Below are 16,892 nucleotides of genomic sequence, written 5' to 3'. Positions count from 1 at the left end.
ACTCATAAAAACGTGTCGAGAGTTCTCTGGCGGCCACGTTTGATCACCTTCAGAGCGGCTTCACCCACTGGATCGTCCAACTTCTCTCGCAGGAACTCCCACACCTCGCGCGGATCGTCCGTTGAAAACACCTCTTCGGCGCGTCGTACGGCTTCCCTGATCACCCACGCACCCAACGGTGCCGAGTACTCCTTCCGAACGATCCTGATCACGGTGATTCCGTGCTGTTTACCCAGCTCGGAACACCACTCTAGGGCCGCTAATCGGGCCGCGAAGTACGCACCTCCGGTTTCGCGGGGCTCCTTGCAATCCTTCACTTCCGAGTCCCTAAGTACAGCGATCCGTGTGCGATCGGACCACGGCGCACCTGGCTCGTAAGCTTCGACGAGCTCGTACGACAACGGTTCTGGGCGTAAAATCACCCACATCTCGTTACCGAACACTTCACCCGATAAAACGCGGTACTCCGAAGACACCGGTAAGTCTCTGACCTCCCGTGCCAGGTGTTCGGAGACCATCGAATCCACCGCCGCGACGCTCCATCGGGTCGGCACCATCCGGCGGTCCCTGCCCAACAATCCTAACGACAACGCCCGCGCGATGTACGACTCGTCGTAGCCGCGTCGGTAGAGGCCGACGACGGCCTCCTCAGCTTTGACGTCGTCCTCGTGATAACGTTCCAAGTCGCGAGGGACCTTCGGTGTCCCGTCGAGTTCGAGCTCTCCCTCGACCAAGGGCCCGATGAATGGGGTGGTTCTGGACGCGCCGCTAAGCCTCCGTCGGACCTGCAACGTACTCTCCACGGGTCTCACGGAAATCGACGACTCGATCTCGGGGTCCGACAGGTCCGGCGGGTTCCGGACATCACGCTTCCCACGGTATCTGCGGAAGGTGAGTGCTCTAGTCTTCAGGGCCTCTTCGTACGGGAGGTCGGCCAGGACGCCCCCTTCATCCGGCGTGCGGTGTTCTCCGACTCCCGGCGCGGCGATAACCCGCGGGTACCCACGCCACGAGACGTGGGCCGTCACGGTGTAACCATCGACGTTCCGACTCGAGAGCCTGGCTCGGACCTCGTTCAGTGCGTCCAAGAAGGGGCAGCGGTCGCGCCCACACCATCCGCGGCCCCTGCATCTCGGGCAGAGTCCTCCCAAAGGACAACCCCCGATCGCAATGAATTATAATCGAATTGACCTTAGGGGAGTTCGACGGGGGACGGTCCCATGGCCGTGGAGAGAGTCTCAACGGGTATTCCGGGGATGGACGAAGTCCTCAACGGGGGGATCCCGGAGCGTAACGCCGTACTACTGACCGGAGGTCCGGGAACGGGTAAGACGATATTCTCACAGCAGTTCATCTGGGCAGGGCTGGAAGAAGGTGAGCCCGGTGTCTTCGTGACGCTCGAGGAGCACCCAGTTCAGGTTAGGAAGAACGTGGAAGGGTTCGGCTGGAACTTCCGGGAGTACGAGGAGGAGGGCCTCCTAGCCGTCGTGGACGCGTTCACGGGCGGCATAGGCAGGGCGAGCGAGTACGAGAAGTACGTCGTGAAGGATCCGACGGATGCCAGTGAGCTGATCGGAGTGATCAGGCAAGCCGTCAACGACGTCGAGGCCAAGAGGGTGGCTATAGACTCCGTGACCCCGTTATACATCGATAAGCCCAGTGTGGCGCGTCGGATCATGTTCAGGCTCAAACGGATGCTCGCGGGGCTAGGGTGTACCAGCATCCTGGTTAACCAGATCGCCGCCCACGAACGTGGCTTCGGAGGTCCGGGTGTGGAGCACGCCGTGGATGGTATTATCCGGCTCGATCTCGACGAAGTAGAAGGAAGACTCTGGAGGTCGTTGATAGTGTGGAAGATGAGGGGAACTGCACACAGCATGCGGCGTCACCCGTTCGAGATCACCGATGAGGGGATTCGGGTGGACCCGGAGAAAGTCTTCGTGAAGGAGCGTGGCGAGGTGCGGGAGGTGGAGGATTGAAGGACCCGCGCTCACTGCTCCGACACTTCAACTTCGCGATCATCGTGGTGCCCGCCGAGATGTTCGGAGAGCGAGCTACAGCGTTCCGGAAGACCCTGTACCGACGGGCTGCCGAGTCATATCTCGAATACGAGTTGATGCCGGACTACGCCGGATTCGAACGAGTCTCTGTCGACGTCATAGTGAAGGACGTTTGTGATCGGATGTTGGGCGAAGCGGCGAAAATCGAGGTCGAGAGTGACAAAATCGTTGTAACGGTAAGAGGGTGCCCGATCTCGCCCTTTTCGATGCTCAAAAAGTACGAGTCCCTGTCGGATAGGACGAAGCGGATCATCCAGGACTCCATAAGGAGGTATCCCGCATGTCCGGTGGTCAACCTCATAGATGAACTGTGCCGGCTGGCCGGTCACGACGTCGAGATACTCCATGACACGGGGGACGTGTGCTCTCGCCGGTGCACGATTACCGTGCTACCCCGTGGGGATAGAGAACCGAAGCAGTGCGGCGATTCCCCCCAATTCCCGTAGCCTCTCGCCCCACTCGTGTTCCGTGCTTACGATGAGCACCTCGGCCCCTGTACGCTCCGCGTACTTGACGGCGTTCAGGACGTCCTCTTCACCTTCCACCATCGCTTCCCGGAACTTCTCGTCCGCCACCAGCAGTACGTCGATAGCTCCGAACTCCGCGGCTTTGAGACACTCTCGGACGCCGTACGCTACCTTATCATCACCCTTACCGATCCTCTTGAACACTTCCTCGAGATGCTTTACTTCCTCCGCGACCCTAGACTCTTCGACGGCCCTCTCTACCGCTCCGCGTCGGATCATCTCGATGAGCCCGGCCTCGCCCGCCGAACCAGTATCCTCCACGTGGGCTGGGATATCCCGCTCCTCCCGTAAGAACTCTGCGAAATCCGACTTCACGAACCCCGGGCCGCCCACGACGATGTGTTCCACTCCTTCCTCCTCGGCGATGCGCTCGATCTCGTCGGCGAGTCGATGGAAGAACTTCCGCATCTCCGCCCTCCGGTCGCCGCCACGCTTCCCCGGTACGTTATGCCGAACCCGAGCCACGACGTCTAACCCGTAGTCTCGGACTATTCCGATGGTCCCCTCACCTGTGTCCACGGCCACGAGCATCACGGGTGGTCGCGACATCTCAGCTTCTTCGATGCGCTCTAGGTCTTTTCGTTCCCATTCGTCCTTTACAATCTTTATTCGTTTCCCAGTCGTAACATTAACGGTATGGTGCGATCCAGACTCGGGACCGTGCTCTATTACACCTTTGATTCGCAATCTGTTCGCGTATTTGTCAAACTCTACATCTTCTACTCGGACTCCTAGGTAAACCGGTTTGCGTTCTCCTTTATCTCTCCTAATAGTTTCAGCCCTCTCATCTTTAACCCGTCGTCTTTCCAGTGCGAATACTAGATCGCCCTTCCTGACAACATGGTATAAGTGCCACAGATCGTCCAACGTTTCAGGAAGTACTTCTATGTATCCTTTATCCAGATCCTTTTCCACCACCTTCATTACTATCCCACCCCCGCTCGCGTAATATCTCTTTGAAAACTAGTAGGTACTCCCGGCCTAGCTCCCTGGCCTCGCGCTCCGCTGAGTCTAAGAACTCCCGATACGCTTCGAACCCGACTTGAGAGTACTCCAAGGCCTGCAGGGCCATGTCGAGAGTGTCCGCGAGCTTGGCAGCCTTCGCCTCCGGGGATTCACGTCGCTCGAACTCCCTCCAAAGATCGAGTAGTTCCTCATCGAACACGCATTCGGCGGCTTTTTCCTCCGCTTCGCGCTTGGCATCACCGAACACCCGCGATGCCTCGACATCTAGGTCCAAGGTGAGGGCTTCCGGGAGATCGTGGATCAGCGCCATAACGACAGTCTTGTAAGGGTCGACGTCGATCCCTCGCTCGGCCAGTCGATGGCAGATCTCCCAGGCCAACATCGCCGCACCGAAAGAGTGTTCCGCGACGCTTTCCACGGAGCTTCTGGGGATACCCCGGACTAACCACCCCGTCCTGAGTATGCGCTTCAATCGGTAAACCGCCTCCACGTCCAAATCACTATCCCCGGGTGGGCCCCTTGCGGAGGGAGTATATCGCTGCTGTGGAGCTTTCGAGCTCCGTGGTGTTTGGGGTGGTTGCAGGCTGGATCTTATCCCAATACGTGCAACATAGACCGCTCAAGGTGTTGCTCCCGGTTTTGGGAGTGATCCTGGGGTTCTTGGCAGGTTTAGCCCGGGTTGTGCGGGGGGTGAGGGGATGAAAGAGACCTCCGTGAAAGAGGTTCCGGAGTTGGACTCGCGGGCCTTTCGTATCGCCGTGTTGGGGCCTGAAAACGCCGGCAAGTCCACTCTGGTCAACGCGCTGATGGGTCGCGAGGTCACTGAGGTCTCCGAAGTCCCCGGTACCACGAAGACGGTCTCCGGTTACCGTTGGACGTCCCGCGAGTTCCCCCTGTACGTGTTCGATACCGTCGGACTCGCCGACGAGCGGGGTAAGCGAAGTAAACGAGGTGTCCGTGCCGAGGACGTCGCCGAGAAGCTCGGCAGATACGATCTGGCGCTGTTCGTGGTCGACGTCACGCGGCATGTAGGTCCCGAAACGCTCCGTGCACTCCACGTGATCAAGTACGCCGCCGACCTCGAGACGCTGCTCGTCGCGAACAAGATCGATCTTCTCGACCGCGGGGAACTTGAGGAACGGTTAGAACGCATCAGGGAGCGTACTGGTCACAGACCCATCCCCGTGTCCGCCCTTACCGGCGAGGGTATCGGGAGGCTGCTCAGGGAGATCGAGCGTCGGGTTCGTGAGAAGCGACGAACGCTACGGGCCGCTCCGGGGTACCGGTAATACTATCAGCACTGGCCGGCGCGGATCGCGGTGAAGCCGGGGGGCGGCTACAGTTGACGGTGCTACGTTCGATCGATGAGCTTGCCGAGCTCAACCCGTTCGCCGTGGTAGGTGCCGGGGGCGGCGGGGAAAAGTTCGCGACACTTCCCACGGTCGAAGTCGTTGGGATTATGGACGACGACCCGAGTAAGGTGGGAATGGAGATCGCCGGAGTGAAAGTTACGAACGACTTCGATGAGGCCGTCGAAGGGGCGTCCTCCGTGGCGATTATGCTTCCGAAGGGTGCGGAACACAGAGCCCTGGAGCTGGCCGTGGAATCCATCCGCCGCGGCCTCAATGTAGTTACGTCCTTCAGGTCACTTCCGCTCGAAGACTATCCTGCGCTAGTGAAGCTGGCCGAGTCGAAAGGCGTCAAGATCCTCGAACTGAGCCCCAGGCTGGACGTCGTTCGTGAGGTAGCCGGGGACGCCCCAGAACGCTGCACTGAGGTGGTACCCAAGAAGGACAGGCCTGAGACGGAAATACCGCGCGTGTTCGTGGGTGGGACCTCTCAAGAGTGTGGTAAACGTACTACGACCCTCAAGTTAGCGGAAGGACTCGAGGCGTCAGGCTATACCCCCGCGACGGTGGCCACGGGAGAGTTCGCAGCGCTCGAAGCGGACGTGGGGTTCCGGGCGGGTTCTCTCTCCGTCATGGACGTAGCCTCCGCAGTAGCCCACGCCGTCGACTACGTCGCTGAGGAGAAAGACGCCGACGTGATCATTGTAGAGGGACAGTCTTCACTCACCGAGCGTCGTAACCCGCATCCACGGCCCCTCTACTTAGGGATATTACTCGGGTGTGCTCCGGATGCGGTGGTGGTATGTCACCGTCCGAACCACCCGTTCCGGTACCCTCGTGGGGTTTTGGCCGAAGTCAATGCCCTCCGGGTTATAGTCCCCGACGCGGACCTCGCGGCGGTGTGCGTGAACCCGAGAAACTTGGAGGAACCCTTCGAGACGTACGCTCGTAGACTCCGTGCTAAGATATGGCGGGCTACGGGAGAGCAAGTTCCAGTGAGGAACCCCGTCGAGGAATCCGAGAAGCTGGCACGGGACGTGCTCCGCACTATCGAGGGGGCCGGTCGGGGCGGGGCACGATGTTAGGGTTCTTGAAAAAGATCTTTGGCGAGGGGGAGAACTCGAAAGGCCCCATGCTTGAGGACTTCCTGGAGGAGGAAGAGGAAGAGAGAACTCAGCACCCCAAAGTTACGATAATAGTATCTCGGGTTCAGGAGCCGTCGGATTTGGAGGAGTTGATGAATGAGCTTTACCAAGGGAACGTGCTGATACTGGATGTCAAACCCCTCCTCGATCGCGATGGTCATGAGGATATTATCCAAGAACTCAAACGCACCGCGGTGAGCCTTGGTGGATTCGTCGGGGTTATTAAAGACACCGTGCTGCTGGTCACTTCCGATAGTGTTGACATCGAGAGGCGGGGCTGATAAATGGCTAGATCCACGATCGTGCTGATCGGTGGCGCTTCGGGCGTTGGGACGTCCACGATCGCTCGTGAGGTCGCGAGGAGACTCAATATTACACACCTCATCGAGACTGATCACCTTCGAGAGGTTCTCCGGGGAGCGATCGACAAAAAGTACGCTCCTGTGCTCCACATGTCCTCCTACAACGCCTATCGCGCGCTCAGAATTCCCGACCACATGGTTCCCAAGAGGTTCCGAGACCGAGTCATCGCAGGTTTCGTGGAGCACGCCTCAATGGTGAAGCCCGCCATCGACATGGTGATCAAGAGGGCTGTCGAGGACGCTAGTGACTTGGTGATAGAAGGCGTCCACCTCGTACCGGGCCTCGTGCGCCCGGAAGACTACCAGTATGCCGACGTCCACATGGTCATACTCTACGCGGACGAAGAGGAGCACCGTGAGCGGTTCGTGAAGCGTGCTATGGAGAAGGGTCGTGGAGGTCGACATCTCGAGTACTTCCGCCAGATCCGAATTATCCATGACTTCCTCCTCGAAGCGGCGGACGAGCACGGTATACCCACTATCAAGAACGATGATATCGACCGCACGGTCAGCGAGGTGCTGTCCGTAGTCCGAAGCGTCAGTGTAGTGATCAAATCCGTCCATAGTCTGGAAGATTCCGTCCGTGAGGCCGAAATTATACGGGAGAACAATTGTAGGTTAATAGACATTGGTTTTCCCATCCCAGGTAAGCGCGATGTGATCAAAGTATCCTTCCGAAGGGACCCCGTGGACGAATGGGAAGAAATTTTGAACAACGAGGAATCGCGGCAGTACTTCAAACATCTCTACTCTGCGTCGAATAACGTGCATTATCATAAAATCTCTGCTCCGGACGAGGAGTCACTGCATCGTGCCATCGAGAAGCTTCGAGAGGAGGGATTTAAGGTAGAAGAGCTACGGCCGGGGGACGTGTGCGAGGTTGGGAAAGAAGATAGGGGAGGATAACCGCGAAACCCATGAAATGAAGTATAAAATGGAGTTATCCGACTTGGAGTGTCCAGTGTGTGGAGAAAAGGCACTGATGGTACACGGAAGAGTGGATGAGATACCACACTTCGGGCGAGTCCTCGAGCAGTTCATCCACTGTAAGGCGTGCGGGTATCGGCACTCCGATGTTATGTGTTTGGAGGATCGGGAACCTGCGGAGTACCGGTACCGGGTTAACTCACCCGAGGATCTTCGCGTTCGAGTGGTTCGCTCACCTTCGGGTTTCGTTGAAATACCCGAGCTCGGGATCGAGGTCAAGCCAGGTCCCGCTGCTCAGGGTTTCGTGTCCAACATCGAGGGATTGCTGAGGAGGATCCGAGAACGCGTGGAAACAGCCGCCAAGTGGGCGGATAAAGAGGAGTCCAAGAAGCGGGCGGAGGAAATCCTACGCAGGATGGACGCGGCGGTTTCAGGAGAGGACGAGATCACGATCGTGCTAAAGGATCCTTACGGTCACTCGGCCATCGTTCCCGAGGAGGACGACAAGCTCGAGGTGCGGGAGTTGGACGAGGAGGAGGCCGAAGAGCTCCGCAGCAGGATATTCCGCCCGCTGGTGCCCTCCGGGGAATATTCTAATTAGGACTCGAACCGACGGCGGCGTTGAGGGAGGGTCCAGGCCCGAAGTAGGAGGGTGAGAAGGACCATGAACCTACGGCCCCAGCGTCGGATGGCGGCCGAGATACTCAAGTGCGGTGTTCATAGGATATGGATAGATCCGGAGAGGCTGGAAGAAGTCGCCCGAGCCCAGACCCGGGAGGATATCCGTCGGCTCATCAAGGAGGGGGCTATCCGGAAGAAGCCGATCAAGGGACAGTCCCGGGTGAGAGCCCGGAAGCGGCACGAACAGCGGAAGAAGGGGCGCCAGCGTGGTCCGGGTCGTCGGAAGGGAGCGAAGGGTGCACGGATGCCGAAGAAGCGCGCGTGGATCCAGCGAATAAGGCCGATCAGGCGCAAGCTGCGGGAGCTCCGAGACTCCGGCAAGATCGACCGCAGCACGTATCGGAAGCTGTACATGATGGCGAAGGGAGGATACTTCCGCGACACCTCGCACCTGTTGGCGTACATCGAGGAGAACGACCTGTGGAAGAAGTAAGGGGTGATTGCGTTGGCCACGGGTCCCAGGTATCGGGTTCCGTTCAGAAGGCGTCGCGAGGGTAAGACCAACTACTACAAGCGACGTGAGTTAATCAAGGCCGACGCTCCGCGCCTAGTGGCCAGGAAAACGCTCAACCACAACATCGCCCAGATCGTCGACTTCGCCCCACATGGTGACGTCACACTGGCATCGGCCCACTCCATCGAGCTGCGCAACAAGTTCGGCTGGAAGGGACACTGCGGAAACACACCGGCGGCCTATCTGACGGGTTACCTGTGCGGTCTCCGAGCGCTTGAACGGGGCATCGAGCGAGCGGTGATCGACATAGGACTCCACCGACCCGTGCGGGGCTCCCGAGTGTTCGCCATGCTGAAGGGAGCCCTCGACGCCGGCATGGACATACCGCACGGGGAGGAGGTGCTCCCACCGGAGGACAGGATCCGTGGTGAGCACATCGCCAACCTGGCCCGACAGATCAAGGAAGAGGACCCGGAGGAGTACGAGCGCAGGTTCTCCAAGTACCTCGAACGTGGTCTGAAACCGGAAGAACTCCCGGAACACTTCGAGGAAGTAAAGTCCAAAATCGAGGAGGAGTTCGGCGGCGCGTGACGGGGGCGATGCGAGCATGTCCGTTCCACCACATCTGGAGGAGTGGGAACCCAAGACCAAACTAGGTCGCATGGTCAAGGAGGGCGAGATCAAGACTATCGACGAGGTGTTCGCTCAGGGTTGGAAGATCCTAGAGCCGGAGATCGTGGACTGGCTGCTGCCCGATCTGGAGGAGGAAGTACTCGACGTCAACATGGTCCAGAAGATGCACAAGTCCGGCCGTCGAGTGAGGTTCAGGGTCACGGTGGTAGTAGGAAACAAGGACGGATTCGTAGGTGTCGGGCAGGGTAAAGCTCGAGAGGTAGGTCCCGCGATCCGTGCCGCGATCGACCGGGCTAAGCTAAACATCATTAAGGTCCGTCGCGGCTGCGGTAGCTGGGAGTGCGGCTGCGGTCGACCGCATTCCATCCCCTTCGAGATCACCGGCAAGTGCGGCAGCGTCCGCATCACGCTCAAGCCGGCTCCAAGGGGTACTGGGCTCGTCGCGGGCGAAACCGCGCAGAAGGTCCTGGAGATGGCCGGCATCGAGGACGTCTGGACGAAGACCACGGGCGGCAAGGGCAAGGGTGAGACCAGGACCACGATCAACTTCGCCAAGGCGACGTTCGATGCGCTGCGGAACCTGATCTACGTGAGGATGCGCGAGGAAGAGGCCGAGCGGCTCGGAATCGTGAGCGGCAGCGCCGAGGGGGCGTAAAAGATGGCGGCTACCGGCAAGATCGAGCTGAAACACGAGACGGCGAGCGAGGCGGCGGCCCGCCGCGCGAAGGAGGATATCGGGGTCAAGGTCAGCCCGGAGGCTCGGGAGTACGAGCGAGCCACTACCCGGCTCGCGGTCGTCCGGGTGCGCGGTCCCGTCGGCGTACGTCGGGATATCGAGGATACCATGCGGATGCTGAAGCTGCTGCGGCGCAACTGGTGCGTGCTGATCGACGATCGCCCGAGTTACCTGGGTATGCTGCAGAAGATCAAGGATTACGTGACATGGGGCGAGGTGGAACCGGACACCGTGGCGGCCTTACTGAAGAAGCGGGGAGAGCTAGAAGGCGGTCGTCCGGTAACCGACGAGTACGTGTCCGAACACACCGAGTACGACAGTGTAGAGGAGTTCGCACGGGCATACTGCGAGTTCGAGGCGGAACTCGATGACATCCCGAAGCTGAAGCCGTTCTTCCGCCTGCACCCGCCCCGCGGAGGGTACGAAAGGGGAGGCATTAAGAAGCCGTACACGCTCGGTGGCGCGCTCGGCTACCGCGGGAAGGCCATCAACGACCTCCTGGAGCGGATGATCTGAAGGGGGCAATCCACGTGGTCGTGCGGCGGAAGAAGAAGTCCCCGAAGAAGTACCGTGGATCGCGGACCCACGGTGGAGGCAGTCACAAGAACCGGCGTGGTGCCGGTAACCGCGGCGGGCGCGGTATGGCCGGATCGCACAAACACAAGTGGTTCCACGTCATCAAGTACATGCCGGATCACTTCGGTAAGCGGGGGTTCAACCGTCCACCCAAGGTGGTTCGGGAGCCCAACACCATCAACGTTGGCGAATTGGACGCCCTGGCGGACAAGCTCTTGGAGGATGGGATCGCGGAGAAGGACGGCGATAAGATCGTCATCGACGTTACCGACGAGCGACTGAAACCCTACGGCGGCCCCTTCGACAAGGTGCTAGGAGGCGGTCACGTCAAGAGGCCGCTAGTGGTCGTCGCTCCCGAGTTCACCGAAAGGGCCGTCGAGAAGCTAGAGGAAGCAGGTGGGGAAGCCCGGGAAGCATAGTGCCCGCCGGTTTTTTCAAGGCTCGGCGTCCCAGTCGCCACCAAACGCTTCTGGGAGGAGACGACGTTGGCGGATGACTGGCTGGAGAGGTTAAGGCCGATCCTGGAGAGGCTCCCTGAGGTTAAGGTTCCGGACAGGCACGTACCTTTCAACGAGAAGCTGTTCAAGTACACAGGAATACCGCTCATCCTTTACTTCATACTGTGTGAAATTCCGCTCTATGGTCTCTCACCGCAGGCTGTGGACTACTTCGCGAATTTGCGTGCCGTCCTGGCCGGAAACTTCGGTTCGATCCTCACCCTGGGTATCGGTCCTATCGTTACCGCTTCGATCCTCTTGCAGCTCCTCGTCGGAGGCGACCTAATCAAGTTGGATCTGACGAATCCTGAGGATCGAAGACTCTTCCAAGGTCTCCAAAAGCTGCTCGCGATCGTCCTGTGCTTCTTCGAAGGTGTGATGATGGTGTTCAGCGGTGCCGCGCCGCCGGCCGAGCCGAGTATCTTGCTCGAAATCCTGCTCATCTTACAGTTGGCGCTCGGTGGCATTTTGGTCATCTTCTTGGACGAGGTCGTCAGCAAGTGGGGTATAGGATCTGGTGTCGGACTATTCATCGTCGCTGGGGTTTCGTCACAGATTATCATCGGAGCGTTCAACCCGCTCCCGAGCCCGCAGCAGCCCGGGCGCCCCGCGGGTGCCGTCTGGGCGTTCCTGTACTCGGCGATGCAAGGGACGCCGGATTGGACGCTACTCGCCCCAGTCATCGGGGCCATCATCACGTTCCTCATAGTGCTTTACGTTGAGGGTATGAGGGTCGAGATCCCGATCGCGTTCGCCGGAATTCGGGGTGCTCGAGGCCGCTTCCCAGTCCGTCTACTCTACACGTCCAACATCCCCGTGATCCTGGCCTCGGCGCTGTTCATGAACGTTCGACTGTGGGCGCTGGCTTTCCAACGGATGGGTGTACCGATACTGGGGAAGCTCGATCCGCGCGGTCAACCGATATCCGGACTCGTGTACTACCTATCGCCCCCTAACAGTATCGTGAAGACGCTATCAGACCCCTTGCAAGCGCTGGGCTACATGATGGCCATGGTGATAGCGTCCGTGTTCTTCGCGGTCCTGTGGGTCGAGTTGACCGGTATGGGACCACGTGAGATCGCCAGACACCTGCACCGCGCTGGCCTGCACATCCCGGGCTTCCGTCGAGATATCAGGGTGTTGGAGAAGCGGCTCCAGAAGTACATCTACCCCGTGACCGTGATGGGTGGAGCCTTCGTAGGATTCCTCGCCGCGGGTGCCGACTTGATGGGCGCGCTGGGTGGAGGTACAGGCGTACTCCTGACAGTATCAATCCTCTACAACATGTACGAAGAGATCAAGCAAGAGCGCCTCATGGAGGCACACCCCGTCGTGCGGAAATTCCTCGAAAAGACCTTGAGGTAGCGTAGAGGGGTGGATTTGGATGGGTTATGTGATCGTAGCGACGGGAGTACCCGGAGTCGGAGCCACGACCGTTACCACCGAGGCCGTAAAGGAGCTCGAGGGTTACGAGCACGTTAACTACGGCGATGTCATGCTCGAGATCGCCAAGGAAGAAGGCCTAGTCGAGCATCGCGACGAGATCAGGAAGCTCCCCGCCGAAAAGCAGCGCGAAATCCAGCGCCTCGCCGCACGTAGGATCGCCAAGATGGCCGAGGAGAAGGAGGGGATCATAGTCGACACGCACTGTACCATCAAAACACCGGCCGGTTACCTGCCGGGTCTTCCGATCTGGGTCCTCGAGGAGCTGCAGCCCGACGTCATCGTTCTTATCGAAGCCGACCCCGATGAGATCATGATGCGGAGGGTGAAAGACTCAGAGGAGCGTCAGCGTGACTACGACCGGGCCCACGAGATAGAGGAGCATCAGAAGATGAACCGAATGGCAGCGATGGCTTACGCCGCGCTGACCGGGGCTACCGTGAAAATCATCGAGAACCACGACGACCGCCTCGAAGAGGCCGTACGTGAGTTCGTCGAGACGGTCCGATCCCTCTGACGGGGAGGGAGACGTGCACGGACTCACTGAAGGCCTTGCGCGGCACTTTTACCCACTCGTCGACCCGTTTATCCACTACTTCGGTCCCGCCCTTGGGATGCTGGTGGCTGCGGCTCTTGTGACGCTCTTCATCGACATCGTTTACGAACTCGTGATCGGGAGGGAAGAGCTGGAGCGAGTCCGGAAAATGGCTGACGAGACCAAGAAGTACCAAGAAGAGCTCCAGAGGGCTAAGGTGTTAGGTGATGTCAAGAGGATGAAGGAGATAGAGGAGAAGATGCGAGACCACTCCCGAGAGTTCCTAAAGGTTCAGTCCCAGCTGATGAGTAAGCAGATCAAGGCCATGATCATCACGTTCCCGCCTATAATCATTATTATATACACCCTCGAGTACCGGCTGGCCCACTGGACGGTGAAGTTACCCTTCTACGTGCCGGGTGTGGGGGATACCTTGGGCCCCGTGGGCTGGTACATCCTCTGCGCCGTCACGGTGTCGTTCGTGCTCAAGCCCTTGGCGGAAACGGCGGTAAAACGCTTCGGAGGTGGGTGAGACGACGATGCCAGCCCCGAGGTACCGGTCCAGGTCCTGTCGACGGGTGTACAAGCGCACCCCTGGAGGTAGGACCGTCATTCACTTCGAGAAGAAGATCCCGAACTGGCCCAAGTGCGGAGCCTGTGGTCGCCGGCTGAACGGCGTGATGCGCGGTCGTAACGTCGAGCTCAAGAACGCACCGAAGACGCAGAAGCGACCAAACCGTCCCTACGGTGGCGTCCTGTGCCCGGAGTGCGCTAGGAAGCTCATCAAGGATAAGGTGAGGTACAAGTTCTGGGAGCGCAAGCGAGAGCAGCCGTGGCTGCCAGTACTACCGGACGAGGAACCGCCGGAGCCCGAGGAATGAGGGGTGTTTTCAATCAGCGTAGTCATCACCATCGGCGGCCTCCCGGGATCCGGCACCACCACCATGGCCCGGCGGCTCGCCGAGCACTACGGCCTTAAGCACGTGTACGCAGGTAAGATATTCCGAGAGATGGCCGAGGAGCGAGGCATGGACCTCGAGGAGTTCTCCAAAGTCGCGGAGGACAACCCGGACATCGACCTTGAAATCGATCGGAGGCAGCGGGAAGCCGCGGAAGAGGGTGACGTAATACTCGAGGGACGCCTAGCGGCCTTCGTTGCGGCCGGCGAACTGGACCATGTGAAAGGTCCCGACCTGGCCACCCTCAAGATATGGCTCAAAGCTCCGTTAGAAGTGCGCGCCGAGCGGGTAGCGAAGCGCGAAGGGATCGACGTGGAAGAGGCTCGCCGACGCATTCAGGAACGGGAAAAAAGCGAGTTGAAGCGGTATAAGGAGATCTACGGCGTCGATCCGACGGACCTCTCCTTGTACGATCTCGTCCTCGACACCTCCCGATGGTCCGAAGACGAGACGTTCTCCATTCTCAAAGCGGCGATAGATCCGCTGCTGGAGCGTGAGGATCCATGACCGAGGTAGGAGTGATAGGCGGCACGGGTTTCCAACCCGGTCTGCCCGAACGCAGGCGGACGGTGTTCACACCCTACGGCACTGTACGCGTGGACATCACCCGGGTCGGAGATCATCGAGTGTACTTCATAAACCGGCACGGTAAGGGCCACGATCTGCCCCCACACCGTATCAACTATCGAGCCATCGTGTGGGCGATGCGGGAGCTCGGCGTGAAACGGATATTGGCGACGAACTCCGTCGGCGTGATCAACTCCGACGAATACGAGCCTGGAGACATCGTCCTTCCGGTGGATTTCCTCGACTTCACTAAGCGCAGGCCGACGACGTTCTACGACGAGAAGGTCGTTCACGTCGATGTCACCGAACCCTATTGTCCGGAGCTACGTGAAGCGCTACTGAAGGCCGCGGACGACCTAGGGTACACGGTCAAAGAAGGCGCTGTATACGTGGCCACCGAAGGACCCAGGTTCGAGACGCCGGCCGAGATCCGTGCCTTCCGGAAGCTCGGCGGTGATATCGTTGGAATGACAGGATTCCCGGAGGTCGTGCTCGCCAGGGAGCTCGAGATCTGCTACGCCTCCGTGTGCTTGTGCACCAACTATGCCGCTGGCATCGACGATCGCCGCCGCACGATCGATGAGGTGTTCGAGCTGGTCGAGGAGCTCAGACCGAAGGCGGTGGAACTAATTGAGCGTTGCATCGAGTACATTCCACCGAAACGATCGTGCCCCTGCTCCCAAGCTTTGGAGGGCGCCGAGGTATGAGGTTGAGGGCTCTGGACCTCATTCCTGACGACTTTAAGGTCCGCCCGTTGGCACTCCGGTATCTCAAGAGATTGGAAGACGATTACCCGGACATATTAGAGGATGTCGTACGCGAAGCCGTACGCATATCCGAAGAGGAAGGACACATGGAGATAAGGGCTGAGACATTGAGGAAAGCGTACGCGCGCGTCAAAGGCATCACCCTGCGGGAGGCTCGCCGCGAGTTCTTCCCGAAAGCACTTAAGTGAACTCGGGACGCTCGAGGTCCGGCGACCCGCCGGACGACGATGGGCGGGTGGAACCCGCCCGGTACAGGCAGCCGGCGGGGCGGAGATGGTCGTCCGACCGGACGGTGACCGCCCCGTCCTTTGGACCGGGCACACCCGCCGCTGTTACCCCGATAACGCTTCCAGGGCGTCGTGTCAGAGCGGGAGCACGTCGGCCGCTCCCTTGAAGTTCTTCTCGCATTCGTCGCAAGCTACGCGGCCCGTTAGACTGACTACATCGTAACCGGACGGAGTCAGCCGTGCGTAGTACAGGTCGGGTTCCTTCCCCAGCGTCCATTTCACCATCTCTCGTAGGAGGTCTCGGAGGTGGTCCCTGAAGACCTCAGCGTCTTCCCGGACGATGTTGCGCACCTCCAGAGAAGCACCTACACATCCGCACGGTAGCGCGAAGATCGTCAGCTGCATCACGTGTACCGGTTTGCCCAGCAGTTCTACGAGCCGCCGCTCCAACTCACGCCGTAACTCGACCAGTCCTCGCTGGTTCAACTTCGGCATCTTCTAGACCGCCCAACGGCTCTACGGCCCGCTCAGCAAGCTCGGCACAGAATCCGCACTTCGAACACCGACGATCACACCGACCTACCCGCTTTAGGAACCCATCCAGCTCCCGGTTATCCACGTGATACAGGTGCCGGAGGACGGTCGGACAGTCGAGTATGTCGAGGAGATTGCCGTCGTATCGGCCCCGCAGGTAAGCCCGTACGGCCCGACGTATCCACGTGATCGAGTTCGCACGTCCCGCGATTTTGAACGCCCTTACACCGAGATCCATGTAGACGCTCAGGTCTTCAGGTCGCACAAATGGTGACTTGATTATCAGCGTCGGGTTGTTCACGCGCTCGGAGATGCAACGTACGAAGTAGGGATCTTCCGCCACTTCTTCGCCGGGCCGGGTGGCGTGGGAGAACAGACAGAAATGTGAGGCCCGGTACGGGCAGTCGGGTAAGCACCCTTCGTTAACGATGATCCGGAGGCGTGCGGAGACCTCGGACGCTATCGCTTCGATGGTGTCGAGGCGTCGGTTCACGTTCGTGTCCAAGGTGATCTCCTCCACTCCTATTTCATCGAAGTACCGGGCGCGCTCGGGTGTGTTCACCTCCACTACACAAGAGACTGAGACGCGGAAGCCACGCTCCACCGCGGCGTGGATCATCAACGGATCGGAGAGTACTAGACGTTCGATCCCGGCGTCGTCGAGATCGTCGAGTGTCCGCTCGAACTCTGCGAAGGCGTTGCGAGAGCAGACTACATCCGCCGTGCAAAGTGGGTTGATGACGGCTTCCGGTTCCACCGAATACGAGTGACAAACCTCTGCGAGCTCGGTCGCCGTGTCCGTGTCGACCTGCACGGGTGTGGCGCGTCCTGTCCCGGCGATCGGGAGGCCGAAGTAGACTGTTTCGATCCGGTCAGTCGGGAGCGACCGTAGAAGTCGGTCGGTGAGGGCAGGGTCTCCGGGGGAGGGAACGGAGAACACTGCCCGT

At 59.6% G+C, this 16,892-nt stretch carries 24 protein-coding genes; 19 read left to right on the top strand and 5 right to left on the bottom strand.

Annotation, left to right across the window (positions count from 1 at the left end; genetic code table 11):
- Window positions 1-2: 2 nt before the first annotated feature.
- Window positions 3-1,151 (bottom strand): Nre family DNA repair protein, encoded by a 1,149-nt coding sequence (locus MK_RS00215; RefSeq protein ID WP_011018412.1) that lies wholly within the window; start codon window positions 1,149-1,151, stop codon window positions 3-5.
- Window positions 1,152-1,220: 69 nt separating this feature from the next.
- On the opposite strand from MK_RS00215, the gene MK_RS00210 reads away from it, so the two are divergent.
- Together MK_RS00210 and MK_RS00205 are read left to right on the top strand one after the other, a co-directional pair.
- Entirely contained in the window at window positions 1,221-1,979 is a 759-nt protein-coding gene (locus MK_RS00210; protein ID WP_011018411.1) for a KaiC domain-containing protein, read from the top strand.
- Window positions 1,976-2,506 (top strand): hypothetical protein, encoded by a 531-nt coding sequence (locus MK_RS00205; RefSeq protein ID WP_148679370.1) that lies wholly within the window; start codon window positions 1,976-1,978, stop codon window positions 2,504-2,506. The genes MK_RS00210 and MK_RS00205 overlap by 4 nt, the downstream gene beginning before the upstream one ends.
- On the opposite strand, the gene MK_RS00200 is transcribed toward MK_RS00205, so the two are convergent.
- Complete coding sequence (locus MK_RS00200; RefSeq protein WP_011018410.1) at window positions 2,450-3,511, bottom strand: mRNA surveillance protein pelota; 1,062 nt, start codon at window positions 3,509-3,511, stop codon at window positions 2,450-2,452. The genes MK_RS00205 and MK_RS00200 overlap by 57 nt on opposite strands.
- Entirely contained in the window at window positions 3,483-4,043 is a 561-nt protein-coding gene (locus tag MK_RS00195; RefSeq protein WP_226988762.1) for an HD domain-containing protein, read from the bottom strand. Before MK_RS00195 ends, MK_RS00200 begins: the two co-directional genes overlap by 29 nt.
- A 208-nt stretch (window positions 4,044-4,251) precedes the next feature.
- Between MK_RS00195 and MK_RS00190 the strand changes: the two genes are divergently transcribed.
- The 17 genes from MK_RS00190 to MK_RS00110 all read left to right on the top strand — a co-directional run bounded on the left by MK_RS00190 (window position 4,252) and on the right by MK_RS00110 (window position 15,372).
- Window positions 4,252-4,842 (top strand): Era-like GTP-binding protein, encoded by a 591-nt coding sequence (locus MK_RS00190; protein ID WP_011018408.1) that lies wholly within the window; start codon window positions 4,252-4,254, stop codon window positions 4,840-4,842.
- A gap of 59 nt (window positions 4,843-4,901) precedes the next feature.
- Window positions 4,902-5,987, top strand: a complete 1,086-nt coding sequence (locus MK_RS00185) for a DUF1611 domain-containing protein (RefSeq protein WP_226988761.1) — start codon at window positions 4,902-4,904, stop codon at window positions 5,985-5,987.
- A gap of 5 nt (window positions 5,988-5,992) precedes the next feature.
- Complete coding sequence (sepF, locus tag MK_RS00180) at window positions 5,993-6,328, top strand: cell division protein SepF (protein WP_158295849.1); 336 nt, start codon at window positions 5,993-5,995, stop codon at window positions 6,326-6,328.
- Window positions 6,329-6,331: 3 nt separating this feature from the next.
- The gene (locus tag MK_RS00175) at window positions 6,332-7,315 is read left to right on the top strand and encodes an AAA family ATPase (protein ID WP_011018405.1); all 984 of its coding nucleotides are present in this window, start codon (window positions 6,332-6,334) and stop codon (window positions 7,313-7,315) included.
- Entirely contained in the window at window positions 7,290-7,937 is a 648-nt protein-coding gene (locus MK_RS00170) for a ZPR1 zinc finger domain-containing protein (protein WP_148679367.1), read from the top strand. Before MK_RS00175 ends, MK_RS00170 begins: the two co-directional genes overlap by 26 nt.
- Window positions 7,938-8,000: 63 nt before the next feature.
- Complete coding sequence (locus MK_RS00165) at window positions 8,001-8,450, top strand: 50S ribosomal protein L19e (RefSeq protein ID WP_011018403.1); 450 nt, start codon at window positions 8,001-8,003, stop codon at window positions 8,448-8,450.
- Between the two features lie 12 nt (window positions 8,451-8,462).
- On the top strand, window positions 8,463-9,062 hold the full coding sequence (locus MK_RS00160; protein WP_011018402.1) for a 50S ribosomal protein L18: 600 nt from the start codon (window positions 8,463-8,465) through the stop codon (window positions 9,060-9,062).
- A 16-nt stretch (window positions 9,063-9,078) separates the two neighbouring features.
- A complete protein-coding gene (locus MK_RS00155) occupies window positions 9,079-9,759 on the top strand; it encodes a 30S ribosomal protein S5 (protein WP_011018401.1) in 681 nt (226 codons plus the stop codon).
- Between the two features lie 78 nt (window positions 9,760-9,837).
- A complete protein-coding gene (locus MK_RS00150; protein WP_148679888.1) occupies window positions 9,838-10,356 on the top strand; it encodes a 50S ribosomal protein L30 in 519 nt (172 codons plus the stop codon).
- Window positions 10,357-10,376: 20 nt separating this feature from the next.
- Complete coding sequence (locus tag MK_RS00145) at window positions 10,377-10,835, top strand: uL15m family ribosomal protein (protein WP_148679887.1); 459 nt, start codon at window positions 10,377-10,379, stop codon at window positions 10,833-10,835.
- Window positions 10,836-10,901: 66 nt separating this feature from the next.
- Window positions 10,902-12,278, top strand: a complete 1,377-nt coding sequence (gene secY, locus MK_RS00140) for a preprotein translocase subunit SecY (RefSeq protein WP_011018398.1) — start codon at window positions 10,902-10,904, stop codon at window positions 12,276-12,278.
- A 19-nt stretch (window positions 12,279-12,297) separates the two neighbouring features.
- On the top strand, window positions 12,298-12,873 hold the full coding sequence (locus MK_RS00135; protein ID WP_011018397.1) for an adenylate kinase: 576 nt from the start codon (window positions 12,298-12,300) through the stop codon (window positions 12,871-12,873).
- A gap of 13 nt (window positions 12,874-12,886) precedes the next feature.
- Complete coding sequence (locus MK_RS00130) at window positions 12,887-13,423, top strand: EMC3/TMCO1 family protein (RefSeq protein ID WP_011018396.1); 537 nt, start codon at window positions 12,887-12,889, stop codon at window positions 13,421-13,423.
- Between the two features lie 7 nt (window positions 13,424-13,430).
- Window positions 13,431-13,772 carry a 50S ribosomal protein L34e gene (locus tag MK_RS00125; RefSeq protein ID WP_011018395.1) on the top strand — a complete coding sequence of 114 codons (342 nt, stop codon included), beginning with the start codon at window positions 13,431-13,433 and terminating at the stop codon, window positions 13,770-13,772.
- Window positions 13,773-13,775: 3 nt separating this feature from the next.
- A complete protein-coding gene (cmk, locus tag MK_RS00120; RefSeq protein ID WP_011018394.1) occupies window positions 13,776-14,357 on the top strand; it encodes a (d)CMP kinase in 582 nt (193 codons plus the stop codon).
- Window positions 14,354-15,124, top strand: coding sequence for an S-methyl-5'-thioadenosine phosphorylase (mtnP, locus tag MK_RS00115; protein ID WP_011018393.1), 771 nt, complete (start codon window positions 14,354-14,356; stop codon window positions 15,122-15,124). Before cmk ends, mtnP begins: the two co-directional genes overlap by 4 nt.
- 2 nt (window positions 15,125-15,126) lie before the next feature.
- Window positions 15,127-15,372: a hypothetical protein gene (locus MK_RS00110; RefSeq protein ID WP_148679366.1), complete on the top strand. Its 246-nt coding sequence runs from the start codon at window positions 15,127-15,129 to the stop codon at window positions 15,370-15,372.
- Between the two features lie 174 nt (window positions 15,373-15,546).
- On the opposite strand, the gene MK_RS00105 is transcribed toward MK_RS00110, so the two are convergent.
- Both MK_RS00105 and MK_RS00100 read right to left on the bottom strand, forming a co-directional pair.
- Entirely contained in the window at window positions 15,547-15,906 is a 360-nt protein-coding gene (locus MK_RS00105) for a DUF5402 family protein (protein WP_011018392.1), read from the bottom strand.
- Entirely contained in the window at window positions 15,863-16,885 is a 1,023-nt protein-coding gene (locus tag MK_RS00100) for a peptidase U32 family protein (protein ID WP_011018391.1), read from the bottom strand. Before MK_RS00100 ends, MK_RS00105 begins: the two co-directional genes overlap by 44 nt.
- Window positions 16,886-16,892: the final 7 nt, after the last annotated feature.

The sequence above is a fragment of the Methanopyrus kandleri AV19 genome (genome assembly GCF_000007185.1).
Classification (GTDB): Archaea; JAADCQ01; Methanopyri; order Methanopyrales; family Methanopyraceae; genus Methanopyrus; species Methanopyrus kandleri.
This window is presented reverse-complemented; position numbering and strand designations above follow the sequence as displayed.